Source organism: Nocardia flavorosea NBRC 108225 (genome assembly GCF_001613385.1).
Taxonomy (GTDB): Bacteria; Actinomycetota; Actinomycetes; order Mycobacteriales; family Mycobacteriaceae; genus Nocardia; species Nocardia flavorosea.
In genome coordinates, this window is record NZ_BDCG01000015.1 from 315643 (window position 1) to 342588 (window position 26946).

20 protein-coding genes are annotated in these 26946 nt (G+C 68.5%); 6 read left to right on the forward strand and 14 right to left on the reverse strand.

Annotation, left to right across the window (positions count from 1 at the left end; genetic code table 11):
• The first annotated feature begins 13 nt into the window (after window positions 1–13).
• Window positions 14–1225 carry an aminotransferase-like domain-containing protein gene (locus NFL01S_RS19700; RefSeq protein WP_062977351.1) on the forward strand — a complete coding sequence of 404 codons (1212 nt, stop codon included), beginning with the start codon at window positions 14–16 and terminating at the stop codon, window positions 1223–1225.
• Here NFL01S_RS19700 and glpK read toward each other — a convergent pair.
• Window positions 1207–2703, reverse strand: a complete 1497-nt coding sequence (gene glpK / locus NFL01S_RS19705) for a glycerol kinase GlpK (RefSeq protein ID WP_062977353.1) — start codon at window positions 2701–2703, stop codon at window positions 1207–1209. The genes NFL01S_RS19700 and glpK overlap by 19 nt on opposite strands.
• Before the next feature lie 138 nt (window positions 2704–2841).
• On the opposite strand from glpK, the gene glpD reads away from it, so the two are divergent.
• Complete coding sequence (gene glpD / locus NFL01S_RS19710; protein ID WP_062977355.1) at window positions 2842–4575, forward strand: glycerol-3-phosphate dehydrogenase; 1734 nt, start codon at window positions 2842–2844, stop codon at window positions 4573–4575.
• 478 nt (window positions 4576–5053) lie between these two features.
• Here the strand turns inward: glpD and NFL01S_RS19715 are convergent, their stop codons facing one another.
• From NFL01S_RS19715 to NFL01S_RS19735, 5 genes are all read right to left on the reverse strand, one after another.
• A complete protein-coding gene (locus NFL01S_RS19715) occupies window positions 5054–5245 on the reverse strand; it encodes a hypothetical protein (RefSeq protein WP_062977357.1) in 192 nt (63 codons plus the stop codon).
• Between the two features lie 113 nt (window positions 5246–5358).
• Window positions 5359–6138 carry a DNA-formamidopyrimidine glycosylase family protein gene (locus NFL01S_RS19720; protein WP_062977359.1) on the reverse strand — a complete coding sequence of 260 codons (780 nt, stop codon included), beginning with the start codon at window positions 6136–6138 and terminating at the stop codon, window positions 5359–5361.
• Window positions 6139–6462: 324 nt separating this feature from the next.
• Window positions 6463–11328, reverse strand: a complete 4866-nt coding sequence (locus NFL01S_RS19725) for an ATP-dependent helicase (RefSeq protein WP_168433894.1) — start codon at window positions 11326–11328, stop codon at window positions 6463–6465.
• A gap of 52 nt (window positions 11329–11380) precedes the next feature.
• On the reverse strand, window positions 11381–11620 hold the full coding sequence (vapB, locus tag NFL01S_RS35625; RefSeq protein ID WP_157116713.1) for a type II toxin-antitoxin system VapB family antitoxin: 240 nt from the start codon (window positions 11618–11620) through the stop codon (window positions 11381–11383).
• 448 nt (window positions 11621–12068) lie between these two features.
• Window positions 12069–13883, reverse strand: a complete 1815-nt coding sequence (locus NFL01S_RS19735; protein ID WP_168433893.1) for a serine/threonine-protein kinase — start codon at window positions 13881–13883, stop codon at window positions 12069–12071.
• Window positions 13884–14127: 244 nt separating this feature from the next.
• On the opposite strand from NFL01S_RS19735, the gene NFL01S_RS19740 reads away from it, so the two are divergent.
• On the forward strand, window positions 14128–14487 hold the full coding sequence (locus tag NFL01S_RS19740; RefSeq protein ID WP_062977362.1) for a hypothetical protein: 360 nt from the start codon (window positions 14128–14130) through the stop codon (window positions 14485–14487).
• 162 nt (window positions 14488–14649) lie between these two features.
• Here NFL01S_RS19740 and lat read toward each other — a convergent pair whose 3' ends face one another.
• Window positions 14650–16002 carry an L-lysine 6-transaminase gene (gene lat, locus NFL01S_RS19745; protein WP_062977363.1) on the reverse strand — a complete coding sequence of 451 codons (1353 nt, stop codon included), beginning with the start codon at window positions 16000–16002 and terminating at the stop codon, window positions 14650–14652.
• Between the two features lie 86 nt (window positions 16003–16088).
• Window positions 16089–16541 carry an Lrp/AsnC family transcriptional regulator gene (locus tag NFL01S_RS19750; RefSeq protein ID WP_062977365.1) on the reverse strand — a complete coding sequence of 151 codons (453 nt, stop codon included), beginning with the start codon at window positions 16539–16541 and terminating at the stop codon, window positions 16089–16091.
• Window positions 16542–16654: 113 nt separating this feature from the next.
• Between NFL01S_RS19750 and amaB the strand changes: the two genes are divergently transcribed.
• Window positions 16655–18190, forward strand: a complete 1536-nt coding sequence (amaB, locus tag NFL01S_RS19755) for an L-piperidine-6-carboxylate dehydrogenase (protein WP_084492926.1) — start codon at window positions 16655–16657, stop codon at window positions 18188–18190.
• 257 nt (window positions 18191–18447) lie between these two features.
• Window positions 18448–19026 carry a histone H1-like repetitive region-containing protein gene (locus tag NFL01S_RS37665; RefSeq protein ID WP_084492928.1) on the forward strand — a complete coding sequence of 193 codons (579 nt, stop codon included), beginning with the start codon at window positions 18448–18450 and terminating at the stop codon, window positions 19024–19026.
• Here the strand turns inward: NFL01S_RS37665 and NFL01S_RS19765 are convergent.
• From NFL01S_RS19765 to NFL01S_RS19775, 3 genes are all read right to left on the reverse strand, one after another.
• Entirely contained in the window at window positions 18914–19858 is a 945-nt protein-coding gene (locus tag NFL01S_RS19765; protein WP_062977579.1) for a patatin-like phospholipase family protein, read from the reverse strand. The two genes, NFL01S_RS37665 and NFL01S_RS19765, sit on opposite strands and share 113 nt — an antisense overlap.
• A 146-nt stretch (window positions 19859–20004) precedes the next feature.
• Window positions 20005–21792, reverse strand: coding sequence for an acetyl/propionyl/methylcrotonyl-CoA carboxylase subunit alpha (locus NFL01S_RS19770; RefSeq protein WP_062977368.1), 1788 nt, complete (start codon window positions 21790–21792; stop codon window positions 20005–20007).
• Between the two features lie 272 nt (window positions 21793–22064).
• Window positions 22065–22928: a sulfurtransferase gene (locus NFL01S_RS19775; RefSeq protein WP_062977369.1), complete on the reverse strand. Its 864-nt coding sequence runs from the start codon at window positions 22926–22928 to the stop codon at window positions 22065–22067.
• A 168-nt stretch (window positions 22929–23096) separates the two neighbouring features.
• Between NFL01S_RS19775 and NFL01S_RS37025 the strand changes: the two genes are divergently transcribed.
• A complete protein-coding gene (locus NFL01S_RS37025) occupies window positions 23097–24065 on the forward strand; it encodes a helix-turn-helix transcriptional regulator (RefSeq protein ID WP_245670795.1) in 969 nt (322 codons plus the stop codon).
• Here NFL01S_RS37025 and NFL01S_RS19785 read toward each other — a convergent pair.
• The 3 genes from NFL01S_RS19785 to NFL01S_RS19795 form a co-directional block, all read right to left on the reverse strand.
• Window positions 23991–24638 (reverse strand): Maf family protein, encoded by a 648-nt coding sequence (locus NFL01S_RS19785; protein ID WP_062977581.1) that lies wholly within the window; start codon window positions 24636–24638, stop codon window positions 23991–23993. The two genes, NFL01S_RS37025 and NFL01S_RS19785, sit on opposite strands and share 75 nt — an antisense overlap.
• A gap of 25 nt (window positions 24639–24663) precedes the next feature.
• Complete coding sequence (locus NFL01S_RS19790; RefSeq protein ID WP_062977370.1) at window positions 24664–24990, reverse strand: acyl-CoA carboxylase subunit epsilon; 327 nt, start codon at window positions 24988–24990, stop codon at window positions 24664–24666.
• A gap of 112 nt (window positions 24991–25102) precedes the next feature.
• On the reverse strand, window positions 25103–26743 hold the full coding sequence (locus NFL01S_RS19795; RefSeq protein WP_062977372.1) for an acyl-CoA carboxylase subunit beta: 1641 nt from the start codon (window positions 26741–26743) through the stop codon (window positions 25103–25105).
• Between the last annotated feature and the right edge of the window lie 203 nt (window positions 26744–26946).

Below are 26946 nucleotides of genomic sequence, written 5' to 3' on the forward strand. Positions count from 1 at the left end.
CCCGGAGGCTCCCATGCCCGATGAAGAAACTGTGCCACTGGCCGGAAAACTGGCAGGCCTGACCAGTTCCGCCATTCGCGATCTGCTGAAACTCACCGCCGCGGCGGATGTCATCAGCCTCGCCGGTGGTCTGCCCGACGCCGCGCTCATGCCCGGTCCGCGGATCGCGGCCGCGGCAGAATCGGCGCTGCGCAATCCCGCCGTGCTCCAGTACACCGAGTCGCCGGGCTGGGGGCCGCTGCGCGATGTACTCGCCGAACGGGAGTCCGCGCGATCGGGCCGGACGGTCGGGATCGGCGAAGTGTTCGTCACCCACGGTTCCCAGCAGGCGTTATCGCTGCTCGCGGAGGTGCTGCTGGATCCCGGCGCACTGGTTGTGGTCGAGGATCCGGCCTATGTCGGCGCGCTCCAGGTGTTCCGTGCCGCCCGCGCCCGGATCGTCGCGGTGCCGCTGGACAACGAGGGTATGCGGGTCGACCTGCTCGAAGAACTGATCGCCGCCGGGCAGCGGCCCGCGGTCGTGCACACGGTGAGCAACTTCCACAATCCGGGCAGTGTCACCATGAGCCCCCGCCGGCGCCGGGCGCTGGCCGCCCTGGCCGAGAAACACCGGTTCTGGGTGATCGAGGACGATCCGTACGGGGAGCTGTGGTTCGATCGTCCCGCACCGGAACCGGTCGCGACGTATTCGTCGGCGGTGATCCGGTTGTCCTCGGCCTCCAAGATCCTGGCCCCGACCCTGCGGGTCGGCTGGATGGTCGCCCCGGAACGGGTCTGCCGGGCGGTCGAGCTGCTGAAACAGGGCGCCGACCTGTGCGGTTCCGCACTGACCCAGCAGATCGTCACCGAACTCCTGGCCGACACCGGGTGGCTCGACAGTCATATCGATACCGTGCGCACGGTCTATGCCGCCCGCGCCACCGCGCTGGTGGGCGCCGTGGCCGATCAGTTCGGTGATCGCCTGCGCTGCAGTTCCGCCGCCGGCGGCATGTTCGTGTGGGCGGAGTTCACCGACGGCACCGACACCCGCGAACTACTGCCCCGCGCGCTCGACGCCGGCGTCGCCTTCGTTCCGGGGCAGGCGTTCGCGGTCGCCACCCCGTACCCGCATGCCATGCGGATGTGTTTCACCACCGCCGCGCCCGAAGTCCTCGCAGAGGCCGTGGCCCGGCTGGCACGGGCGGTGGAGCCGGTCGCGGCGGCCGGTCAGTCCGCCCAGTTGTAGGTGCGTTCCACGGCCTTGTTCCAGTCGCGCAGCCGGGACTCGCGTTCGGCGGCCGGCATCGCCGGATTCCAGGTGGCTTCGGCGGTCCAGTTGGCACGGATATCGTCGGTACCCGACCAGTAACCTACCGCCAGGCCCGCGGCGTACGCGGCGCCCAGGGCAGTGGTCTCGTTGACCAGCGGGCGTACCACCGGAAGGTCGAGGATATCGGCCTGGAACTGCATGAGCAGATCGTTGGCGACCATCCCACCGTCGACCTTGAGCGCGACCGATTCCAGGTTCAATTCGTTGGCTTCGGCATCCGCGCGCATCGCGTCCATCACCTCGCGGGTCTGGAACGCGGTCGATTCGAGAATCGCCCGCGCCAGATGCGCCTTGGTGACGAATCGGGTGAGGCCCGCGATGACACCGCGGGCATCAGGGCGCCAGCGCGGGGCGAACAGCCCGGAGAAGGCGGGCACGATATAGGCGCCGCCGTTGTCGTCCACGGTGCGGGCCAGATCCTCGATCTCCGGCGCGGCGTCGATGATGCCGAGGTTGTCGCGGAACCACTGCACGAGTGCACCGGTGACAGCGATCGACCCCTCCAGGGCGTACACCGGCGGCTGCTCACCGAGCCGGTAGCAGACGGTGGTGAGCAGGCCGTGTTCGCTGAACACCGGTGTGGTGCCGGTGTTCAGCAGCATGAAGTTTCCGGTGCCGTAGGTATTCTTGGCCTCGCCGGGAGACAGGCACGCCTGGCCGAACGTCGCGGCCTGCTGGTCGCCGAGGATTCCGGCGACCGGTATCCCGGCCAGCGGACCCGAGGTGATCTCCGCGTAGATCTCCGAGGAACTGCGGATCTCCGGGAGCATCGAGGTCGGCACGCCGATCTCTGCGCAGATCTCGCTGTCCCACTGCAGAGTCCGCAGATCCATCAGCAGCGTTCGGGATGCGTTGGTGACATCGGTGATGTGCCGGCCGGTCAGATTCCACAGCACCCAGCTGTCCACGGTGCCGAAGCACAACTCCCCGGACTCGGCCCGTTGCCTGGCGCCGGGCACGGTATCGAGGATCCAGCGCACCTTCGGACCGGAGAAGTAGGTCGACAGTGGTAACCCGGTGCGGTCGGCATAGCGGTCGGCGCCCTGAGCGCCGGCGAGTTCGGTGCACAGCCGGTCGGTGCGGGTGTCCTGCCAGACGATGGCGTTGTGGATCGGCCGGCCCGTTTCGCGTTCCCACACCACCGTGGTCTCGCGCTGATTGGTGACACCGACCGCCGCGATATCCGCTGCCCGGACCTCGGCTTTTTCCAGCGCCGCGCCGAGCACGAATTCGGTATTGCGCCAGAGCGTTTCCGGATCGTGCTCCACCCAGCCGGGCTTCGGGAACAGCTGATCGTGTTCCCGCTGGGCCACGCCCGCGATCTGCCCCGAACGGTCGAAGAGAATGCATCTGCTCGAGGTCGTGCCCTGGTCGATGGCGGCCACATAGCGCATGGCAGGAGGCTAGCGTAACCGGGCATGTCGGTGACGGGTGTCTCGCTGCGCCCGATCCTCGCGCGTGTGCGCTTAGGCTGTAGGGCGAACTCACGGAACCACAGCCGACCTCGTCGAACGCTCCAGGAGTCGAAACCCATGACCATTCAGCCGGGATCACAGTTACTAGGACCGGACCAGCGGCGCACGGCCTGGGACCGGCTCGGCAAGGACCACTTCGATGTGATCGTGGTGGGCGGCGGGGTCGTCGGAGCCGGTATCGCGCTGGACGCGGCGACGCGCGGGCTGCGGGTGGCGCTGGTCGAAGCGCGGGATCTGGCGTCGGGTACCTCCAGCCGCTCCTCGAAAATGTTCCACGGCGGCCTGCGGTATCTGGAACAGCTGGAATTCGGGCTGGTGCGGGAGGCGCTGAAAGAGCGCGAACTGTCCATGGCGCGGCTCGCACCGCATCTGGTGAAACCGCTGCGCTTCCTGTATCCGCTGACGCGCCGGGTCTGGGAACGTCCGTACGTGGCCGCGGGACTGTTTCTCTACGACACCATGGGGGGCGCGAAATCGGTTCCCGGGCAGCGACATCTGTCCCGGCACGGTGCACTTCGGCTGGCACCGGGGCTGCGCCGTAATTCGCTGATCGGCGGGATCGGCTACTACGACACCGTCGTCGACGATGCCCGGCACACCATGACGGTGGCCCGGACCGCGGCCCACTACGGGGCGGTGATCCGCACCTCGACCCAGGTCGTCGGGTTCCTGCGCGAGGCGGATCGGGTGGTCGGGGTCCGGGTACGCGACAGCGAGGACGGGCGCAGCGCCGAGGTCCGCGGCCATGTGGTGATCAATGCGGCCGGGGTGTGGACCGATGAGGTGCAGGCGCTGTCGCAGCAACGCGGCCGGTTCCATGTCCGGGCATCGAAGGGCGTGCATATCGTGGTCCCGCGGGACCGGATCGTCAGCGATGCCGCGATCATCCTGCGTACCGCGACCTCGGTACTGTTCGTCATCCCGTGGGGCGCGCACTGGATCGTCGGCACCACCGATACCGATTGGAATCTGGATCTGGCCCATCCGGCCGCCACCAAGGCCGATATCGACTACCTGCTCGACCGGGTGAACCAGGTGCTGGTCACCCCGCTGGCCCACGACGATATCGACGGTGTGTATGCCGGTCTGCGACCGCTGCTGGCCGGTGAGAACGACGACACGTCGAAACTGTCGCGCGAGCATGCGGTCGCCCGGATCGCACCGGGACTGGTCGCGATTGCCGGCGGGAAATACACCACCTACCGGGTGATGGCCTACGACGCGGTGGACGAGGCCGCACAGGATATTCCCGCCCGGGTATCGCCCTCGATCACCGAGAAAGTTCCGTTGCTCGGCGCCGACGGGTATTTCGCGCTGGTCAATCAGACGGTGCAACTGGCCGACGAGTACGGGCTGCATCCCTATCGGGTGAAACATCTGCTGGACCGCTACGGCTCGCTGATCGACGAGGTCATGGCGCTCGCAGCGGACCGCCCGGAACTACGGCAGCCGATCACGGCCGCGCCGTCCTACCTGAAGGTGGAAGTCGTGTACGCGGCGGCCGCGGAGGGCGCTCTGCATCTCGACGATGTGCTCGCCCGCCGCACCCGCATCTCCATCGAGTACCCGCATCGCGGCGCCGACTGCGCCGAGGAAGTGGCGGAGCTGATGGCCGGGGTACTCGGCTGGGACGAGGCCGACACCGGCCGGGAGGTCCGGACCTACCTGGCTCGGGTGGACGCCGAGATCCGTTCGCAGACACAGCCCGACGATGCCTCCGCCGACGCGCTACGGATCGCCGCTCCCGAACCCCGGCCGGAGATCTTGGAACCGGTGCCGGTCGAACGCTGACGCGGATCGTGCCCCGCAAATCCACGGTGGCGCGCGACCTGTCAGTTCTACGTCTGCCGTTCTACGTCTGACACGGGGGAGAGATCTCCGCTCAGTGCTGCCGGCCCGACACCAGGCGCCCGGCTTCACCGCGGTTGACCGCACGTGAATGTGGCCGGGTTACGGACCAGCGTGATACCCAGGCCGACCGCAGCAGGCGGTCGTGTTCCGCCGCCGCGGCACCATCTCCCGCGGCGGCGCCCCTCTGACAGTTGCCGCCCGGTTTCGATGGACCGCGTGGACCACGGGCGGCAGCTACTGCGGATGGCGTGGGTGCAGGCGACTGCTCGCGGCAATACGAGGTCAGGTCCGCCCGCAGCCTGGGGAACGACCAGCGCCTGCTGTCCCGGAGATCTCACGTTTGCCGGGCTCTCTGCCACGCCGGCCCGTGCCTCGATCGGCCGCGGACAGACTGCCGACGGGGGCGCGTGGTGGTTGGTCAGTGGGCCACAGGGGGGCTGTCCGCAGGAGCTGTGGTGATGGCGGGGCCGAGTGGTGTGGGAGTGGTGCCCGAGGGGGCCGGGGCCGGGTGGAGCAGGAAATAGCAGAACACCGCGGTCGCCACGATAGCCAATATCGCCGACAACAATTTGCCGGCGAAGGCGGCCAGGTGGAGGGCTCGGGTGTACATGGGACCTGCTTCCGGTGCGGTACCCGTGTGTCGTCGCGAAGATGCCGATCATTACCACGCCCATGGCGACCGTCACAGAAGTGGCAACGGCCGATATGCGACAGATTACGTGCTCATTCCGGTATGACCTGGCATTTCGGACAGTAGTAGATTCCGCGTTCCCGGCGGCTCACCTGATCACCGCGTGGCGCCGACTCCCCGAGCAGATCGACCCGGATAGCGGTACCGCACCGCTGACAAGGGCGGCGTGCCCGCCCGTAGACCAGCGGCCGCCACGGCGGCTGATGGGCCGCCCGATACAGGACACGCTGCGCTTCGTTGACGAGGGCGAGTAGATCGCCGACCTCGGCCACCGGCCGGGCCGGATGCACCTTGCGCAGGTAACAGACCTCGCTGCGGTATATGTTGCCGATTCCGGCGAGGTTGCGCTGATCCAGTAGCGCCAGTCCGATCGGTAGGTCCGGCTGCCGGGCCAGCCTGTCGACGGCCACGGCCGGATCCCAGCCGGGGCCCAGCAGGTCGGGTCCGAGATGATCGATCGCGGTGTGCTCGTCGGCACGCCGCAGCACCTCCACCAGCCCCAGATCGAACCCCACCGCCTCCACCTCTTCGGTGCCGAGCACGAGCCGGGCGGTGACCCGGGGCTTGGTCCAGCGCTGGCCGCAGTGGAACACCCGCCAGCTGCCCTCCATTTTCAGGTGGGTGTGGATGCTGACCGTCTCGGTCCGGACGAACAGGTGTTTCCCGTAACTGGCCACGCTGTCCACGACCTGTCCGCGCAGATCGACGGTGGCGTATCGCGGGACCCGGAAATCGCTACGGGTGAGCGTTTCGCCCGCCAATGCCGCCCGCAGCCGACCGGCGGCCAGGAACACCACATCACCTTCCGGCATAGTCCTCCTCCACGTCGCGGACGGTTCCAGCGGCCGCGGCTCGAGCGAAATACCACGTCCTGTGGGAACGGACCACCGGCACCGGCCGGTGTTCCCGGGCGTCGGCGGGGGGAGCACGCAACACTCGGGCACCGTGCGAACGGTTGTCCGGTACCGGCCGGCGTGCGCCCGCAGCAACGGGAGGCGGCCGGACCACCGTGTCCTCACCGGGTGAGGTCATCGGGTACTCGTTCCGGCAGGATGTCGTGCGGCGCGCCACATCACCTTCTGCCCGGGCCCGTACCGGCGCGTGCCCGGAGGCAGGGGCCGGACGCCCCGAGCCGGTCACCGTCGTCCGCGCAGGCGCAGGCCGCGCGGGGTATCGCTGAAACCGGCTTCGGTGAGGAAGCCGGCAAAGGTGTTGCCGTGCACCGATTCGCCGTCGACCCGGTCGATGACCAGGGAATCCACCTGCCCCGAACGCACCAGCTCGGCCAGCGCGGTGGCGGCGGCATGCCGTGCGGCCGGGTCCTCGGTGCAGGTGAGCAGGGTCCGGCCACCGCGCTCCAGATACAACACGAGTTCGCCGTCGACCAGTACGACCAGTGCACCTGCCTTGCGGCCCGGGCGGTGGCCGGCCCCGCCGGCGGTCTTCGGCCAGGCGAGGGCGGCACCGTACGGGTTGGCCGGATCGCAGGCCGCGAGTACCAGTGCCGGGGCGGCCGAGCGCCGGTCGCCCTCGAAGGAGCGCAATCGGTCCACCACATCGGTGGTGGAGAACTGGGCGCCACCGAGAGAGTCCACGAAGTAGCCGCGCCGACAGCGGCCGCGGTCCTCGAATTCGCTGAGTACGCGGTAGGCGAGCGCGAACCCGCCGGGCATTCCTTCGTTCTGCACCGCGCCCTTGGTCACCACGCCGTAGCGTTCCAGCAGCAAATCTGCGGTGGCGTGCGCGCGGACCGTATTGTCGAGGGCACGTTCGGGCAGGAGCGACCACCGACCGGCCACGGTGGGTGGGCCCGACCGGGTCGGCATGGCCGGCCTCGGCAGATAGGCGCGCCCCCGTGGCGCGCGCCGGGGAGTGCGGTGCGCGGCGGGTGTCCGGGTCGCCCCGGACAGGCGGGCACGCACGGGGGCGAAGGTATCACCGGAGATCAACCCCGCCCACACCAGGTCCCACAGTGCCGCCGCGACCCGGGTGTCGTCGAGAACACCGGTCGCATCGGCGAGTTGACGGAAGAAGTAAGCACCGCCACCACCGCGCAGAGCCACGAGGGGTGCACTCCGGCCCGGTTCGATCCGGCCACCGGCTGTACCCCGTTCCGCGGTAGATCCCGCAGTCGGCGAGGCCGGTTCGATCCGGCCACCGGCGGGAGCGCGTCCCGGGGAATACCCCGAGGCCGGGTCGGCCTGTCCGTCGGCCGGAGCGCGACCTGTAGCAGATCCGGTGGTCGATGAGGTCGGCCGGGCCTGTCCGCCGGCCGGAGTGTGTCCCGCGGTAGAACCCGCCGCGGGTAACCACGGCTCGAGCCCCCCGCCCGCAGTATCGCGTCTTGTGGCCGAATCCGCCGAGGACCGCTGTTCGCGCTCGCCCTTCCTATCGCGGCCCGCGGCCGAACCGCCGGGCGACGCCGTCCAGGCGGTGGGCTCTGCGCCCAGCACGGTGAGCAGGGTGAGGTGGAGATCGTCGAGTTCGAGTTCGTCCGGGGGCGCCAGGGTCAGCGGAGCCCGGTCGGCCGGGTGCAGGGCGATCCAGCCGTCTTTGGCGTTGATCACTCCGTGCCCGGACCACCGGACCTCACCGGTGGCCATGAGTTCGTCGAGCATCCCGGCCGTGTAGTCGCGGACGCGCGCGGGCAGTACCAGCGACTCCCACGCCGAAGCCGGTACCGGAACCCCGGTGAGCTGGTCGACCACCGCGGCGACTCCGTCGATACCGCGCAGTTCCCCGCTGCCGATGTGCTGCCAATCGGGCAGGAAACGTGCCAGGGCGGCGGTGGAGACCGGTTCGATCTCGTGCCGGGCGGCAGCCAGGCTACGGCGGCGTAGCCTGCGCAGGACCTGGGAATCACACCATTCCGACCCCGCCGTCTCGGGCGTGAACTCGCCTTCCACCACCCGTTTCTCGGCGACCAGTTGATGCAGTACCGAGGTGACCACCGCTGTCCCCAGTCCGAATCTCCGCGCGACTGCTTCCGTTCCGAAGGGGCCGTGGGTGCGGGCGAAGCGGGCGACCAGATCGCCCAGGGGATCGGGTACCGGTTCGATGAAGGCCGCGGGGGTGCCGATCGGCAGCGGAACACCCAGTGCGTCGCGGAGCCGGGCGGCGTCCTCGATCGCGGTCCACCAGGTCCGGCCCGCATAACTCACCTCCAGTGCACGGCGGGCACCGGAGAGTTCGGCGAACCAGCCCGCCGGGTCTTCCCGGCAGCGCTGCCGGGCCTCGTCCGCCGTGAGCGGCCCGAGCAGGCGTAGCAGGTCCGCGAGACCCTCCGCATCGCGTGCCTTGCGTTCCGGGGTCAGCCGCTGCAGTTCCTGCTCGGTCTGCGCGATGATCTCGCTGTCGAGCAGTTCGCGCAGTTCGACCCGGCCCAGTAGTTCGGCCAGCAGGCCCGAATCCAGGGACAGTGCGGCCGCGCGGCGTTCGGCGAGCGGGCTGTCGCCGTCGTACATGAACTGGCCGATGTAGTCGAAGAGCAGTGCGTTGGCGAACGGCGACGGTGTGGCGGTTTCGACTTCGACCAGCCGGATCTGCCGCCGCGCCACCCGGCCCAGCAGATCCCGTAGCGCGGGCAGATCGTAGACATCGCGCAGGCATTCCCGCACTGTCTCGAGCAGGATCGGGAAATCCGGGAATTTGCGTGCGACATCGAGTAATTGGGCCGACCGCTGCCGCTGCTGCCACAGTGGCGCCCGCTTACCGGGATCCCGGCGGGGCAGTAGCAGTGCGCGAGCGGAACATTCACGGAACCGGGAGGCGAACAGGGCCGAACCGCCCACCTGCTCGGTCACGATTTCGTCGATCTCGTCCGGTTCGAAGACGAACAGCTCCGCGCCCGGGGGTTCGTCGGTGGTATCGGGCAGCCGCACGACGATACCGTCGTCGGAGGCATTGGGCGATGCGTCCACCCCGAACCGTTCGCGCAGCCGGGCACCGACCGCCAGCGCCCACGCCGCGTGCACCGGCATACCGTAGGGGGAGTGCAGGATCAGCCGCCAGTCGCCGAGTTCGTCGCGGAATCGTTCCACCACCAGGGTGCGATCGGTGGGGAGCCGGCCGGTGGCGGTGCGCTGATCGTCCAGTAGTGCACGCAGATTACCGACGGCGTTGTCGTCGAGCCCGGCGGCGGCCGTTCGCGCGGCGAAATCCCCGGACGCGGTATCCGAACCGGCCTTGCGGACGAATTCGCCCAGCGCGGCGCCGAGTTCGGCCGGGCGCCCCAGCGAATCACCGTGCCAGAACGGTAACCGGCCGGGATGACCGAAGGCCGGGGTGACCAGGACGCGGTCGTAGGTGATGTCCTCGATCCGCCAGCTGGTGGCGCCGAGCGCGAACACATCGCCGACGCGTGATTCGTAGACCATCTCCTCGTCGAGTTCGCCCACCCGGGAGGCTTTCTCACCCACCATGTAGACCGCGAACATACCGCGGTCGGGGATGGCGCCGCCGGAGGTCACCGCCAGCCGCTGGGCGCCGGGGCGTCCGGTGAGGGTGCCGGCGTCGCGATCCCAGACCAGCCGCGGGCGCAACTCGGCGAACTCGTCGGAAGGGTAGCGCCCGGCCAGCAGGTCCAGCACGGCTTCGTAGGACGACCGCGGCAGTGCCGCATAGCTTCCGGTGCTGCGGACGGTATCGAACCAGGTGTCGACCTCCAGTGGTTCCAGGGCGCAGGCCGCCACTGTCTGCTGCGCGAGGATATCCAGCGGATGCGCGGGTATCTTCAGTTCCTCGATCTGCCCGGCCAGCATCCGCTGGGCCGCCACCGCGCAGTGCATCACATCGGTGCGGTGTTTCGGGAACAGCACCCCGCGCGAGATCTCGCCCACCTGATGCCCGGCGCGGCCGATCCGCTGTAACCCACTGGCCACCGAGAGGGGTGCCTCGACCTGCACCACCAGGTCCACCGCACCCATATCGATACCGAGTTCGAGGCTGCTGGTGGCCACTACACAGCGCAGCCGGCCACTTTTCAGATCGTCCTCGATGAGGGCCCGTTGCTCCTTGCTCACCGACCCGTGATGCGCGCGGGCGAGTAGCGGTTCGGCGCCGTGGGTGACCTCGGTGGAGGGACCGAGCTGAGCGGGCGGGGCATGGGCGGTTTCCGGACCCTCCCCGAGCTGCCCCGCATAGGTTTCGTTCAATCGGGCAGTGAGCCGTTCGGCCAGGCGACGGGAGTTCGCGAACACGATCGACGACCGATGGGCGAGAACGAGCTCGACGATCGACTCGTCCACATGCGGCCACAGTGAACCGGGCTGCTCGGAATCGCCCGGTTCGGTCATATCCGCGACCGGCACCCGTACCGACAGATCGAAGGTCTTCGGCGCGGGCGGCGAAACGATGGTGATGGGCGCCGGCCCCACCAGGAATTTGCCCACTTCCGCCGGCGGGCGCACCGTCGCGGACAACCCGATCCGCTGGACGGGCCGTTCGGTGAGGGTATCCAGCCGGGCCAGCGAGAGCGCCAGATGCGAACCGCGTTTGGACCCGGCGATGGCGTGCACCTCGTCCACGATCACCGTCCGGACCCCGCGCAACGTTTCCCGAGCCGCCGAGGTGAGCATCAGGAACAGCGATTCCGGGGTGGTGATCAGGATGTTCGGGGGTGTGCGCTGCAATCGCCGCCGTTCCTGCGCCGGGGTGTCCCCGGAGCGGACGCCCACGCTGATCTCCGGCGCCGGCAGCCCGAGCCGGCGTGCTGTCTGGCGTACCCCCACCAGCGGCGCCCGCAGATTACGTTCCACATCCACCGCGAGGGCCTTCAACGGTGAGATGTAGAGCACGGACGTTCCGGCCACCGGCGGATCGGCCCGGGCGAGTTCGTCGATGGCCCACAGGAACGCCGAGAGGGTTTTACCGGAGCCGGTGGGCGCGATCACCAGGGTGTGCTCACCGGCCGCGATAGCCCGCCACGCACCCAGCTGTGCGTCCGTGGGCGCGGGGAACGCACCGTCGAACCACTGCTGGGTGGCGGCGGAGAACTCGGTCATGGATTCCAGTCTGCACCCGGCCACCGACAGTTGCCGGTGGCCGCCACGGTCGTCAGGGCAGGCTGCCGTCGACCAGTTCGGGATCCTCGTCGGTGATATCGGGTGTGCCGAAATCACGGATCAGTTCGGCCAGGCGAACCAGGTCCGCGGTGCTCACCCCACCGACCGGCCGGAATTCCCGGTCGAGCCGGCGTCGGAGGAACGCCGTTCGGGATATCCCGAGCGCACGAGCCTGCCGGTCTATCTCGTCGACTATTGCGCCGGGCACGGCACGGATCAGAATATCTGTCATTCCTCGATCACCTCCTGCTCGCGGGGGCACGACGGGCCGGGAGCCGACGCCGGATCGGAGTCGGCGACCGGTGACAGTTCGGTGTTTCTGTGCTGCGACGGTGCCTGGTGTTCGCACACTCGAGTTGAGCTCCCACGATGCCACCGCGGCGCGAAGACGGCGCATTCGCCGGCCGACGGACCGCTCACCCCGGCGGGACGGGCAGTACCGGCAGACCGGGCGGTCGAACCACCGGCGCGTGTACGGGTGCTGGTGGGCCCGGAGCGGCAAACCAGAGAGACTGCCCGACTGCTCGGCCTGGATGCCGCGCCGATGTCCAGATTACGCGATCTTGACGCCGACCCCCGACACCGCGACCGAATCGTTCTGGCGTAGCGATGTGGCACCGGCGGCACCCCCGCGGCCCGGACCTTACGGCTGCCGTAGTTTTCCCGGCCCCGCCGGGTTCTCAGCCCACCGCGACCGAGGTGCCGAGCGAGAACGGGAAATCACGGAAGGTCATACTCGCCGGCACCGATCCGGCCGGAACTTCGTACACCAGATGTGTACCCAGCGACTCTCCCGGTTGCAGCGTGCGCGGGGCGGCGGCGGTGGCAGCGCGCTGCGCCGTGGCCGTCACGTCCGGGCCGAACTTGCCACCGGCGGTATCGTGCAGTTCCTGACCCAGAGGGGTGTAGGTCTTCGGCTCGGGCGCGATATTGCGGACGGTGAAACTCACCACCACGAACATGCCCTGGGCGCGGTCGAAACCGATGGTGGGCACATCGGTTTCCACGTTCCGCACAACGAACTCGAAGCTGCCGTCGCGGACCTCGGTACCCGCGGATGCGGTGGGCCGGTCGTCACCGGAAAAGAATTCGATCGATCCGACGCCCTGCACCAGCGCTGCCATACACCCGCCGATCAGGAGCAGCGGGATCACCACCAGCACGATCGACCACAGCATCAGCCTGCGCAAGCGGCTCTTCCGTCGCCGGGGCCGGGCAGCCTGCCGGGCTCGCGGGGTACGCCGCGCGGGCGGTGCAGAAGAGCGAGGTGCCGGGCGGGCCGGCGCGACCGGCCGGACTCCCGCATGGGCTATATCGCCACCGCGCGGTGCTGCGCCGGGGGCGTACCCGGTTTCCAGCCGGGTGTACGCCCGGGTCGGCGGATGGCCGGGTCCGGCCGCCCCGTGCGCGGCACCGGCCGCGGCGAGACCGGTGTAGGGACGGGTGCCCGCGGGCGGTGCGGCCGCCTCGTACCGCCGGGTGCCCGCCGGTTCCGCGCCGGGCTCGTACCGGCGGGTGCCCGGGGCCGGCGGGCCCGCAGGCGCCGCGGTCTCGTATCGGCGGGTGGCCGGCTGGTCCGGTGCTTCGTACCGGCGGGTGCCCGCCGGGCCCGGGTCGAGTTCATAGCGATGGAGGCCGGGGTGTTCGGCAGGCGCGGGAGCGGCCGACGGACCCGGTCGGCCCAGCGCCGCCGCGGCGGCTCGTGCGAAGTCCCCGGCCGTTGCGAAGCGGTCCCCGGGCTGTTTGGCCAGAGCACGGGCGATCACCGCGTCCAGCCGGTCGGGGATACCCGGTACCAGCGCCCGCACACTGGGCGGGGCGCTGGTGAGATGGTCGTGCATCTGCCGCGCCGGATCGGTATCGCCGAACGGCCGGATACCGGCGAGGCATTCGAACAGCACACAGCCCAGCGAATAGATATCCGCCCGGGCGTCGGTGTCGCCGGTGAACCGTTCCGGCGCCATATACGCCCAGGTGCCCACCGCCAGACCCGATGCGGTCAGCGCCGTACTGCCGGCGCCGTGTGCGATACCGAAATCGATCAGGTACACCACGCCGTCGCGCCGGACGACGATATTGGACGGTTTCACATCCCGGTGCACCAAACCGGCCCGGTGCGCGGCATCCAGCGCGGCCGCTGTCTGGTTGACGATATCGACGGCCCGCTCCGGCGGCAGCGCGCCCCGGTGCAGGATCCGGGACAGATCCTCACCTTCGACGTATTCCATCTCGATGAACAGCCGGCCGTCCAGCTCACCGTGCGCGTGGATCGATACCAGATGCCGGTCGTCCAGGCGGGCGGCGAGTTCCGCTTCCCGCTCGAACCGGCTCCGATAGGTCGGGTCCGCCGCGAGTTCGGCAGGCAGCAATTTCAGCGCGACCTTCCGCCCCGGCCGTCCACCTACGGGATCGGCGTGCGCCAGCCACACCTGGCCCATACCGCCCTGCCCGAGCAGCCGCTCGAGCCGGTAGGGGCCCAGTCGCTGCCCAGCCATGCCCATCCTTCCTGTCACCGTCGCGCCGCGGATCCAGCGGTGGCGCGGTGGTCCGCGACCTACGGCGCCCGGACTGTACTCCGACCCTAATGGTGGCCCCCGACCCCGCACAGAGTGACCGGCGGCACCGAGCGCTCATACCGCCCTGCCGGTCCGGTGTGCCGATCCGGTGTCGGCGTGCCTTGCGCCGGAGTGCTGTCGAGGGCCCGGCGCGACGGCGCGGACCCTGTGCCAGGGTGGGTGGATGGAGCCGATCGAGATCAATGCGGGAGCGTGGTACCTGCGTGCGTTGCGGGCCGACGAACGGATAGATGATCGGCCCGCGTTGCGGGAGGGCGGGATAACGGATCCTGAGTACGTGTCGACGCGGAGTGCTCAATGGGCGGACGAGTCGAATTTTTCCTGGGCCGTATGCGATCCGGTCACCGCGGAATTGGTCGCGGAGATCGTGGTTGCGCCGGGATCGGGTGGTAGCGCGCGTATATCCGGCTGGTCCAGGCCCGGCCACGATGCTGCCCTGGAGGCCGGGCTGGGTGCGGTGTATCGGTTCGTGGAGGACGCATTCGGTTTACGGACCGAGCCGACCGGCGGCCCGGCGAGCTGATCGCCGCGACTCTTACCGACCCGGTTCGTGGAAGTCGTCACCGCCGACCGGGGTCGAGCCGGCCTCCGGTCCGGTGCCGGGACTTCGGGAGACCGGCCCGCGGGTGTCGCGGTGGCAGGCAGGGCGGGCACGACCACGACCGGTATCGGCCGACTGGACTGTTCAGGCCAGGTCCCGCAGGACCCTGTCCAGTGCGGCGACCGCCGCTTCCAACTCCGCGGGCTCCACGGTCAGGGGTGGCCGGAAGCGGATACCGTGCGCTCCGGTCCCGACCATCAGCACGTGTTCCTGTTCGCGCAAACGAGTGAGCACCGCATCGCGGAAACCGGGATCGGGCAGGGTTATCGCGCATATCAATCCCCGGCCCCGGGGCTGGGTGAGCGCCGGATGCCGCTGAGCGAGTTCACGCAACAGCGTTCGGAGATGTTCGCCGAGCGCCGCGGCGCGTTCGATCAGCCCGTCGCGTTCGACGACCTCGAGGATCCGCCCGGCCCGGACCATATCGGCCAGGTTGCCGCCCCAGGTGGAGTTGAGCCGGGACGAGACGGTGAAGACATTATCGCTCACCTCGTCTACCCGGCCGCCGGCCATGATGCCGCATACCTGGGTTTTCTTCCCGAACGCGACCACATCGGGCTGTAGCCCCAATTGCTGGTAGGCCCAGGCGGTTCCGGTCGCACCGGCCCCGGTTTGCACCTCGTCGAGGATGAACAGCGCATCGTTGGCGTGGCACAACCGCTGCATGGCCTGCAGGAACTGCGGCCGCATATGCCGGTCGCCGCCTTCGCCCTGGATGGGTTCGGCCAGGAAGCAGGCGATACCGTTCGGACGTTCGGCGAAGGCCCGTGCGGCCTGTTCCAGCGCATGCTGTTCGGCACGATCGATATCGCCGGGCCCGCCCAGCCACGGGGTTTCGATCCGCGGCCAGTCGAAGGTCGGGAAACGTTCGGTCTTCACCGGGTCGGTATTGGTGAGCGACAGTGTGTATCCGCTGCGACCGTGGAACGCGCCGGTCAGGTGCAGGACACCGGACTCGCGGCCGGGCAGTGCTGTGCGGCCGTGTAGTTGGTTGTGCCGGCTCTTCCAGTCGAACGCGGTTTTGAGCGCGTTCTCCACGGCGAGTGCACCGCCGTCGATGAAGAACAGATGGGGGAGCCGGGGGTCGCCGAGTACGCGGGCGAAGGTGTCCACGAACCGGGCCATCTCGACGGTGTAGATATCGGAGTTGCTCGGCTTGTTGACCGCGGCCGTGATCAGTTCGTTCCGGAAGGCGGCGTCCCCGGCGACGGCCGGATGGTTCATCCCGAGGGCGCTGGAGGCGAAGAACCCGAACATATCGAGGTAGTCGGTGCCGTCGCGGGCGTCCACCAGGTGGCGGCCGTAGGAAGCGGGTAGGTCCAGTACCAGATCGAAGCCGTCGGCGAGCATATGTGCCGACAGCGTCTCGTGCACGCGGGTCGCGGGGATGCGGTCGGTGTCACCGCCGGAGCCGGATCGTTCCAGTTCGATGGTCACAATCTCGACGGTACGGGAGCCCGAATCGATATGCCGGGAAATTTTCCTGACGGAACCATAACAAGAAGGATTTGTTACGTTATCAACTACTTCTCGTAGAACGTCTGCAGGATGATGGTGCTTCGGGTGCGGACATTGGCCGTCGCCCGGATCTGTTGCAGCAACTGCTCCAGATGGCGCGGCGAGGCCACCCGGACCAACAGCATGTAACTCTCCTCGCCCGCCACCGAATGGCAGGCCTCGATACCCGGCACATGCTGCAGCAGCGCAGGCGCGTCATCGGGTTGAGACGGGTCGAGGGGAGTGATCGCGACGAATGCCGACAGCAACTGCCCCAGCGCCTCGGGATCCACGTCGGCCGTGTAGCCCCGGATCACACCGCGCGCCTCGAGCCTGCGTACTCGCGACTGCACGGCGGATACCGAAAGGCTCGCCTTCTCGGCCAGATTGGACAGTGTCGCCCGGCCGTCGGCCATCAGTTCCCGGATCAGCAGGCGATCGATCTCATCCAGGGTCGGTTTTGCCGGTGTTTCCGCCATCAGCGAAGGCTAACGTAGCGGACACACCGCCGGAACCGGAGTTGTGAACGTTCATTCTCCGGCCGTGCCATTCGCACAGCGTATTTCGTCCGGCCGAACCCGAGGAGTTCGCGATGACCGAGATCGACAGCGAGACCCGAACCGTCCGGCTTGCCCACCGGGTACCCGCCCTCCTGAATGCTCTGGGCGTCGAACCGCCCCCTACCGGCGAGATGGCGGTACACAGCCCGATCACCGGCGAAGTGCTCGTCGGGTTGCGACCCGCCGGCCCCGCCGAGATCGATGCCGCGATCGGGGAGTCCGCCGCGGCATTCCGCGACTGGCGTACCGTTCCGGCGCCGCAACGCGCGGCGGTGGTCCGGGAACTTGCCGTTCTGCTGCGGCGTCATCAGGACGAACTCGCCGAACTGGTCACTCTCGAGGTTGGGAAGATCCCGGCCGAAGCGCGGGGCGAAGTCCAGGAGATGATCGATATCTGCGAATTCGCGGTGGGGTTGTCCCGGCAGCTCTACGGCTACACGATGGCCTCGGAACGGCCCGGCCACCGGCTCATGGAGACCTGGCATCCGCTGGGCGTCGCCGGAGTGATCTCGGCGTTCAACTTCCCCGTCGCGGTCTGGTCGTGGAATACCGCGGTCGCCCTGGTCTGTGGCGACACGGTGGTGTGGAAACCGTCGGACCGGACGCCGTTGACGGCACTGGCCTGTCATGCCCTGTTGCGCCGGGCTGCCCGCGCCACAGGGGCCGACCCCCGAATCCATCAGCTCGTACTCGGCACCGGTGCGGCCGGGGCACAACTGGTCGACGACGAACGGGTAGCGCTGGTGAGTGCCACGGGTTCGGTTGCCATGGGCCGTAGGGTGGGACCGCGGGTCGCCGCCCGATTCGGCCGCTGTCTGCTGGAGCTGGGCGGAAACAACGCGGCCGTCGTCACCCCTTCGGCCGATCTGGACCTGGCTGTGCGCGGGATCGTTTTCGCGGCGGTCGGCACTGCGGGCCAGCGCTGTACGACCCTGCGCCGGCTGATCGTGCACACCGGTATCGCGGAGGAACTCCTGAACCGGCTCGCCGACGCCTACCAGCAGTTGCGTATCGGCAATCCGCTGGAACCCGGCGTACAGGTCGGTCCGCTCAGCGGCCCCGAAGCCTGGGAACGGATGCGCGACGCGATAGAGCTGGCCCGCCGCGACGGCGGCGAGCTGGTCTGCGGCGGGCACGAGGTCACGGTCGACGGGGTCGGTCCCGCGGCCCGCTACGCACATCCGGCGATCGTCCGGATGCCGGATCAGACCGAGATCGTGCGCGAGGAAACCTTCGCACCGATCCTGTACGTGCTCACCTACGACGATTTCGACACCGCCCTCGCATTACACAACGGTGTGCCGCAGGGGCTGTCGTCGGCGATATTCACCACCGACCAGCGCGAGGCCGAACGTTTCCTGGCCGCCGACGGATCGGACTGCGGTATCGCCAATGTCAATATCGGCACCTCGGGCGCGGAGATCGGCGGTGCCTTCGGCGGCGAGAAACACACCGGTGGTGGCCGCGAATCCGGTTCGGACGCGTGGAAGGCGTATATGCGCCGGGCGACCAACACGATCAACTACTCCAGCGCGCTACCGCTGGCCCAGGGCATCCGCTTCGACTGACCACGTATCGGACCCGGCAGCAACGCCGTTCGACGAGGGCATTCTCCTCGAACAGCGTCCCAGCAGCCGGTTCACGCCGCGGGCCGCCGGCTGAGTGAGTCCGATCAAGTCAGCCGGGTCGGCCGGGCGTTGCGGTCACGCCGCTCCCGGAGCGCTGAGACCGGGGCGTCCGGACAAGCGACGGGGCCGGTCCGAACGGCCACGACAGCAACGTCCCCTGCGCGTCGCGCCGCTGAGGGGAACCGCAACCTGCACGACTGACAGCAGCACGGTGGATCGCTGCACGACTGACAGCAGCACGGTGGATCGCTGCTCGGTGGGTGGTTGCTCGGTGGGTGGTTGCTCTGCGGGTGGCTGCTCTGCGGGTGGCTGCACGGCGGATGGTTGCACGGCGGATGGCTGCTCTGCGGGTGGCCGGACGGTGGGTGGTTGCTCGGTGGGTGGTTGCTCGGTGGGTGGCTGCTCTGCGGGTGGCTGCACGGCGGATGGTTGCACGGCGGATGGTTGCACGGCGGATGGCTGCTCTGCGGGTGGCCGGACGGTGGGTAGCTGCACGGCGGAGCGCGCGAACGCGGTGCCCGGGTGCGGTCAGTACATGGGTGCGTGCCGGGTCCGGCGGTGGTCTGGCCGGTGGTGCCGGAGCATTCGGCGCCACAACGGCCACGGCGTGTGGTCCGTACGCTCGCCCGGACCACACCGGCGGCTGCTGGGATACGGTGGCCGTCAGCTGGGCTCGGCGGCGACGGGGCTCAGCGCGGCGACGAAGTCGGCTACGGCGCGGCGGCCGATTTCCATCCCGCGGGCGAGTATCCCCGGGTCGGTTTCGACGCTGCTGATATCCGGTGACCCGGCGGGCGGGTGGATCTGATGTGCGGCAGCGCCCATCCCGGCGATGACCCCGTCCTCGAGCGCCTGCTGGCCGGGACGCTGTTTCCATGCCCGGTAGGCGCCGGGCGCGGTGAACCGCATATAGGTGCCACCGACGAGGTCGTGCAGTCGTGGCGGGGGTGGGCGGTGTTCGTCCGCGCGGCGGGTCCGCAGAATCAACGCGTGGGTGGCGCCGGCCTTCAGGGCGCTGCGCAGCGGAACGGTTTCCGAGAGCCCGCCGTCGAAGTATCGGCGTCCGCCCAGTGCGACCGGTGGCCCCGCCAGCAGCGGCAGGCCCGAGGACGCGCGTAGCGCCGTCTTCAACGTCGTCTTGTCCACGATGTAGGGGTGCAGATCCACCGGCAGACCGGTCTGGATATCGGTGGCGATGGGATGGAAGGTGGTCTCGTTCGCCAGGATCGCCGGGAAGTCCATCGGGTGCAGGCCGTCGTAGACCTTGTGGACGAGATAGTTCAGATCGAACGCGGGCCGGCCGCGCAGCATCCGCGCCGGATCGATCGCCCGGCGCATGATCGCGGCGTCGGTCCAGGCCTGCAACCCGCGACCCGCTCGTCCGCACAGTAGCCAGGCGGCATTGATGGCGCCCGCCGAGGTCCCGTAGACGGCGTCGAATATCCGGGCGAGCCCGAGATCCTCCAGGGCGTGCACCATCCCGCTGGAGTACACGCCACGGCTGCCGCCGCCCTCGATCACGAGCACCAGTCGATGGCCGTCGGCTCGGCGCGAGGATGCGAAACGGCCGCGGATCACCTCCGCGACCGTCGGTAGTGCTGCGCTCACCAGGTCACCATACGCCGGAGCGGGTGCGTGATCTCGACCACGCACCCGCTCCGCGACACTGTGCATCCAGTGTTGGCCCCGCTGTCGGCGTACCGTCGCTCACTCGTTCACGGTGAAACCCGCGGGGTAGCCCCGCCGCGTTGGACCTACTTGATCTCGGCGAGCACCGTGCCCTGGGTGATCGCAGCGCCGGCCGCCACATTCAGGCCGGTGACCACACCGGACTTGTGCGCGTTCACCGGATTCTCCATCTTCATGGCCTCGAGTACCGCGATCAGATCGCCGGCCTCGACCGACTGACCTTCCTCGACGGCGACCTTCACGACGGTGCCCTGCATCGGCGCGGTGACAGCGTCACCGGAGGCGGCCCCGCCGCCCGCGCCGCCTCGCTTACGCGGCTTCGGCTTCTTACGTACCGCACCGCCGGCCGCGGGGGCACCCGAACCGATCGAGAACTGCCCCGGGAGCGATACCTCGACGCGGCGGCCGCCGACCTCGACTACGACCTTCTGCCGCGGTTCGTCGTCCTCTTCGGCGGGGGCGCCGCCGGTGAACGGCTCGACGGTGTTCTTCCACTCGGTCTCGATCCACTTGGTGTAGACGTCGAACGATTCGCCGTTGCCGACGAAGGCGGGATCCTCCACGATCGCCCGGTGGAACGGGATCACCGTGGCCAGGCCGTCCACATGGAATTCGGCCAGCGCGCGTCGCGCCCGCTCCAGCGCCTGGGCCCGGTTCTCGCCGGTGACGATGAGCTTGGCCAGCATGGAATCGAATTGGCCGCCGATCACGCTGCCGGCCACCACGCCGGAGTCCACGCGCACACCCGGGCCGGTCGGCTCGGAGTACGCGGTGACGGGGCCGGGGGCGGGCAGGAAGCCGCGGCCGGCGTCCTCGCCGTTGATCCGGAATTCGAAGGAGTGCCCACGCGGGGCCGGGTCCTCGGTGAGCTCCAGCTTCTCGCCGTTGGCGATCCGGAACTGCTGGCGAACAAGGTCCAGTCCGGAGGTCTCCTCGGTGACCGGGTGCTCGACCTGCAGGCGGGTGTTGACCTCGAGGAACGAGACGGTATCGCCCTGCACCAGGTATTCCACGGTGCCGGCGCCGTAGTAACCGGCTTCCTTGCAGATCCGCTTGGCGGAGGCGTGGATCTCGGCGCGCACCTCGTCGGTCAGGAACGGGGCCGGGGCCTCTTCGACCAGTTTCTGGAAGCGACGCTGCAGCGAGCAGTCGCGGGTACCGGCGACGATCACATTGCCGTGCTTATCGGCGATCACCTGCGCCTCGACGTGGCGGGCCTTGTCCAGGTACTGCTCGACAAAGCATTCCCCGCGGCCGAACGCGGCGACCGCTTCACGGGTGGCCGATTCGAACAGTTCGGGGATCTCCTCGATGGTGTGCGCGACCTTCATACCGCGACCGCCACCACCGAACGCGGCCTTGATCGCGACCGGTACGCCGTACTTCTTCGCGAACTCGACGACCTCGGCCGCATCCTTGACCGGATCTTTCGTACCCGCCGCCATCGGCGCGTTCGCGCGCTCGGCGATATGGCGGGCGGTGACCTTGTCGCCGAGGTCGCGGATGGACTGCGGGGAAGGCCCGATCCAGATCAGCCCGGCGTCGAGGACGGCCTGGGCGAAGTCGGCGTTCTCGGAGAGGAAGCCGTAACCGGGGTGGATGGCATCCGCGCCGGACTTGGCCGCGGCGTCGAGGATCTTGTCGAAGACCAGATACGATTCTGCCGAGGTCTGCCCGCCCAGGGCGAACGCTTCGTCGGCGAGCTTGACGAAGGGCGCGTCGGCATCGGGTTCTGCGTAAACCGCGACACTGCCGAGACCGGCGTCCTTGGCCGCCCGGATAACGCGCACCGCAATCTCGCCTCGGTTAGCTACGAGTACCTTCGTGATCCGCGCGCTGGCATGGCTGGGCACTGAGCCTCCTGTTGCAATCTCTTTGGTCGCTGTGCGGGATGGGCCGCGCCTCGGCTCCGCTCCCGCGGATCGGGGTCCGCCGGTCCGTAAATGGGTCGGATCGCTTTGTGGGCTCCGCTTCCGTGGGTTCGGATCCGCTACGCGGGCTCCGCGCCCGTGGTCGACATGTATGTCTCCGGGCGAGTGTAGGCAGTCTGCCAACAATGCGGGAACTCGGATAGCCCTACTGGGTAGTAGGGGGGTAGATCACAGTGGCTGTGGTATGGGCCTCTCTACTGTCCGCCACCAGTGGCGATGGGCATGCGGACCGAGTTGCCCCATTCGCTCCACGACCCGTCGTAGTTGCGGACCGGATCGCAGCCGAGGAGGTATTTCAGCACGAACCAGGTATGGCTGGAGCGTTCACCGACTCCGCTGTAGACGGTGAGAGGGTCGGCGGTGGTGAGGTGGCCGTACACCGCGTCGAGGTCGGCGCGTGACCGGAATCGGCCGTCGGGGCCCAGGGCGCTGGTCCAGGGGATGTTGACTGCGGTCGGGATATGTCCGCCGCGCAGGGGACCACCGGGGCCGGAGTCGCCGGAGAAGCCCGCGTACTCCTGTGGTGAGCGGACATCGACGAGGGCGGTGCCGAGCTGTTCGAGGACGTCCTCCCGGAACGCGCGCACGGCGTTGTCATCGCGGTGGACCCGGGGATAGTGGCTGCGGACGGGCTCGGGGGTTTCGAAGACGGTATCGCGCCCCTCGGCGATCCAGGCGTCGCGGCCGCCGTCGAGCAGCCGGACGTCGGCGTGGCCGAACATAGTGAAAACCCACAGCGCGTGCGCGGCGTGCGAGTTACCGTCGTTGCCGTACAGCACGATGGTGTCGTCGTGTTCGATGCCCTGGGAGCACATGAGTTCGGTGAATCGCTCACCGTCGATATAGTCACGGGTCACGGGGTCGTCGAGATCGCTGCGCCAGTCGAGCTTGCCGGCGCCCGGAACATGGCCGATGCCGTAGAGGAGGACATCGGCATTACATTCGATGATCTTGAGACCGGGGGTGCCGAGGTTTGCCGACAACCATTGCGTGGTTACCAAACGGTGTGGGCAAGCGTACGAGCCGAAGGCGGGATATGGGTCCGGGGCGACGGGCACGTTCAAGGATCCTTCACAGGAGGCGGGCAGTGCTGACGACAGGTTCGAGCCGCACTGTGGATAGTAAGTGTGACTTGACGTGAACTTGTTGCAGAGCACAAAGTCGGTGCAATGGGCGAATTAGTCGCATACGGCTCCGATAAAGTCTCCCCGAAGGAGGGGTGAGCTATGTCTGATTCTTGGCCGCGGCGGCGCCTGCTCGCGATCCTCCGCAGCGCCAGCGTTCCCCTCGACGCCCAGCAACTGGCCCAGATCACCGGTCAGCATGTCACCACGGTGCGTTTCCACCTGGACATTCTCACCCGTGAGTCGTTGGTCCGGCAGTTCCAGCAGCCGCCCCGCGGGCGGGGCCGCCCCCGTATCGGCTACCGCGCGGTCCAGCGCAGTATCGGATATCAGGATCTGGCCCAAGCGCTCGCCGACCAGCTCGGCCCCGATCCCGACCGGCAGGCGGCGGCCGGGATCGCCGCGGGCCGGGCCTGGGGCGGCAAACTCGAGACGCCCGGCGAACCGATCGAATCCGTGCAGGATGCGAAGGAGCAGACCGTTTCGCTCATGTCGGAACTGGGTTTCGCGCCGGAACGCGACAGCGCGGGACGCGACGCCGAGGACACCGCGGTGGTCCGGCTGACGGCATGTCCGTTGCGTGATCTGGCGCGCACGCATACCGATGTGGTGTGCGGTGTGCACCGCGGCCTGCTCGCCGAGCTGCTGGAGAGATCCGGCGCGTCGGGCACGGTGGACGCCGAACTCGTCCCGTTCGTGGCCGACGAGGTCTGTGAAGTGCGTTTGCGGCGGATCGAGCCGTCGGAGCCCGCCGCCGGCCCGGAACACGACCCGGTTTCCACGCCGCCGCGAGGTCCGGCGGAATCAGGTCTCATCGACGCGGCCGCCGGTCAAGCGGCACGGGTGTCGAGACTGGCGGGACAGGCGGTACGGCCGGCGAGTCAGCTGCCACCGGCTTCTGCGTCGCCGGGCACCGGCGTCCTACCGGCCTCGTCCGGTCCGCTCACGCCCGCGGCGCGACAGCAGGGCGGGCGAGTGTTTCGTACCGCGCCGGGTTCAGGGCCGCCCGTCGGCCCACAGCCGTTCGATACCGACGCCCACTTCCTGCAGCAGTCGGCGCAGCAGTGGTAGCCCGATACCGACCACGCTGGACGGATCGCCGTCGATCCGGTCGACGAACCAGCCGCCCAGGCCGTCCAATGTGAAGGCGCCGGCTACCTGCAGTGGTTCGCCGGTCGCGATATAGGCATCCAATTCGGCCGGATCCGGTTTTCCGAAGTGAACGGTGGTTGCGCTGCAGTCGACAGCCTCCGCGGTGACCGCGCCGGACCGGAGCCGGAGAACGCAGTGCCCGGTCAACAGGTCGGCGTTGTTGCCGGCCATGGCCTGCCAGCGGGCCTGGGCCACTTCTGCCGTATGCGGTTTGCCCTGGAGTTCGCCGTCGATCAACAGCATCGAATCGCAACCGACGACGACCAGATCCCCGTCCGGCCCGGACCTGTCCTCAGCCAGGGTGGCGGCCACCGCGCGAGCCTTCGCTCGTGCCAGTTCCACGACGATGTCGCGGGGGCCGGTATCGGCGGGCAGCGCCGCCGCTACGGCGTCCTCGTCCACGTCCGACACCCGGACGATCGGTTCGATACCTGCGGCGCGCAGGACCGACCGGCGGGCCGGGGACGCGGAAGCGAGAACCAGGCGGGTCACGTCCGGCATTCTCCTGTGTTCGATATCAGAAACGCAGGTTCGACAGCTGCGGATAGGAGTACGGCGAGAACGGCGAGCTACCGCGGTGCAGCATGGTCGGCCGGCCCCACAGATCCTGTGGCCCGTTGTCGGCGGGCGCCGCAGCGGCGGCGGCAGCGGTGAACACACAGACCAGTGCGGCGATATCGGCGTCGCTGGGTGCACCCTTTTCGATGACCAGGAACGGCTGCCGGCCGTCGGCCTCGGCAGCAGGGCTCGCATCGGCAACGCTTGCGGTATCGACCGCCAGATCCCCGGTGGCGAGGTCCAGTTCGGCTGCGGCCAATACTTCTTCTTCTGCCACAATCGTCACAGTGCCAGATCCTCTCTCTTGCCTCGATCGGGCGCGCGTAGTTCGGCCAGATCACCTTCCACCGATCGTGTTTCCACCGACCAGTGTGCGGCTTATTGAGCGTATCGCTGGATCACAGCGGGATGTTGCCGTGTTTCTTCGGCGGAAGGGTCACCATCTTGCGCTCGAGCAGCCGCAGGGCGGACACGATCTGGCCGCGCGTATGCGACGGCGGGATCACGGCGTCTACGTAACCGCGCTCGGCGGCGACGTAGGGATTGACCAATGTGTCCTCGTACTCGTTCTGCAGCTCCAGGCGCAGTTTTTCCACGTCAGCGCCTTCTTTGGCAGCCTCGGCGAGCCGTTTGCGATAGACGAATCCGACCGCGCCGGAGGCGCCCATCACCGCGATCTGCGCGGTGGGCCAGGCCAGGTTCACATCGGCACCCATATGCTTGGAACCCATGACGTCGTAGGCGCCGCCGTAGGCCTTACGGGTGATGATCGTGATTTTGCCCACAGTGGCCTCGCCGTAGGCGTAGAGCAGCTTGGCGCCACGCCGGATGATGCCGTTGTATTCCTGGTCGGTGCCGGGTAGGAAGCCGGGCACGTCCACCAGGGTGATGATCGGGACGTTGAAGGCGTCGCAGGTGCGCACGAACCGTGCGGCCTTCTCCGAGGCGTCGATATCGAGGCAGCCGGCGAACTGGGTGGGCTGGTTGGCGACGATACCGACACTGCGGCCGTCGACCCGGCCGAAGCCCACGATGATGTTCATGGCCCGCTCGGCCTGGATCTCCAGGAATTCGTCGTCGTCGAGCAGCCGGCGGATGACCTGGTGCATGTCATAGGGCTGGTTCGGCGAATCCGGGATCAGGGTGTCGAGTTCGAGATCCTCTTCGGTGAGCGAATCCTCGATCGCGCCGTTGATCGGGTCCGGCGCCGGGAAGCGCGGGGCTTCGGCGCGGTTGTTGCTGGGCAGGTAGGACAGTAGATCCTTGACGTAGTCGAGGGCGTCCTGTTCGCCGGAGGCCACATAGTGCGCCGTTCCCGACTTGGCCATATGGGTGTGGGCGCCGCCCAACTCCTCCATGGTGACCTCTTCGCCGGTGACGGTCTTGATGACGTCGGGTCCGGTGATGAACATCTGGCTGGTCTGATCGACCATGACGACGAAGTCGGTGAGCGCGGGGGAGTACACGTGCCCGCCCGCGGCGGCGCCCAGGATCAGCGAGATCTGCGGGATCACGCCGGAGGCCTGGATATTGCGGTGGAAGATCTCGCCGTAGAGGCCGAGCGAGACGACGCCCTCCTGGATGCGAGCGCCCGCGCCGTCGTTGATACCGATCAGCGGGCGGCCGGTCTTGAGCGCCAGGTCCATGACCTTGACGATCTTTTCGCCGTACACCTCGCCGAGGCTGCCGCCGAACACCGTGGAGTCCTGGCTGAACAGGCATACCTCGCGGCCGTCGATGGTGCCGTAACCGGTCACCACGCCGTCGCCGAGCGGGCGCTGCTTGTCGAGACCGAAGTTGACGCTGCGGTGCCGGGCCAGGGCATCGAGTTCGACGAAGGAACCCTCGTCGACCAGGGCGAGAATACGTTCCCGGGCGGTCAGCTTGCCCTTGGCGTGGACCTTGTCGACCGCGGCCTCACCCATCGGATGCTGGGCCTCTTCCAGCCGATTCCGCAGGTCAGCCAGTTTGCCGGCGGTGGTGTGGATATCGGGCGCACCTGCCGAATCCGGCGTGGGCTGCTGCTGGACACTCGTCATGGCTCGGAGTGTAACCAGAGCCGTACCGCGCTGTTAACCCAGATCTCGCTACTCACGAGTAGAGCGCGGCGATGAAAAGCCCAGGTGGGTCGGTCGCCGCTGGTCGTTATGTGTACCGCAAATCGCCCCGAACAGTGGTGACGACACACGATGGACTTCTGCGCGACCATCCCGTCCGCGCCGCCGTCGACGACACCGGGGGT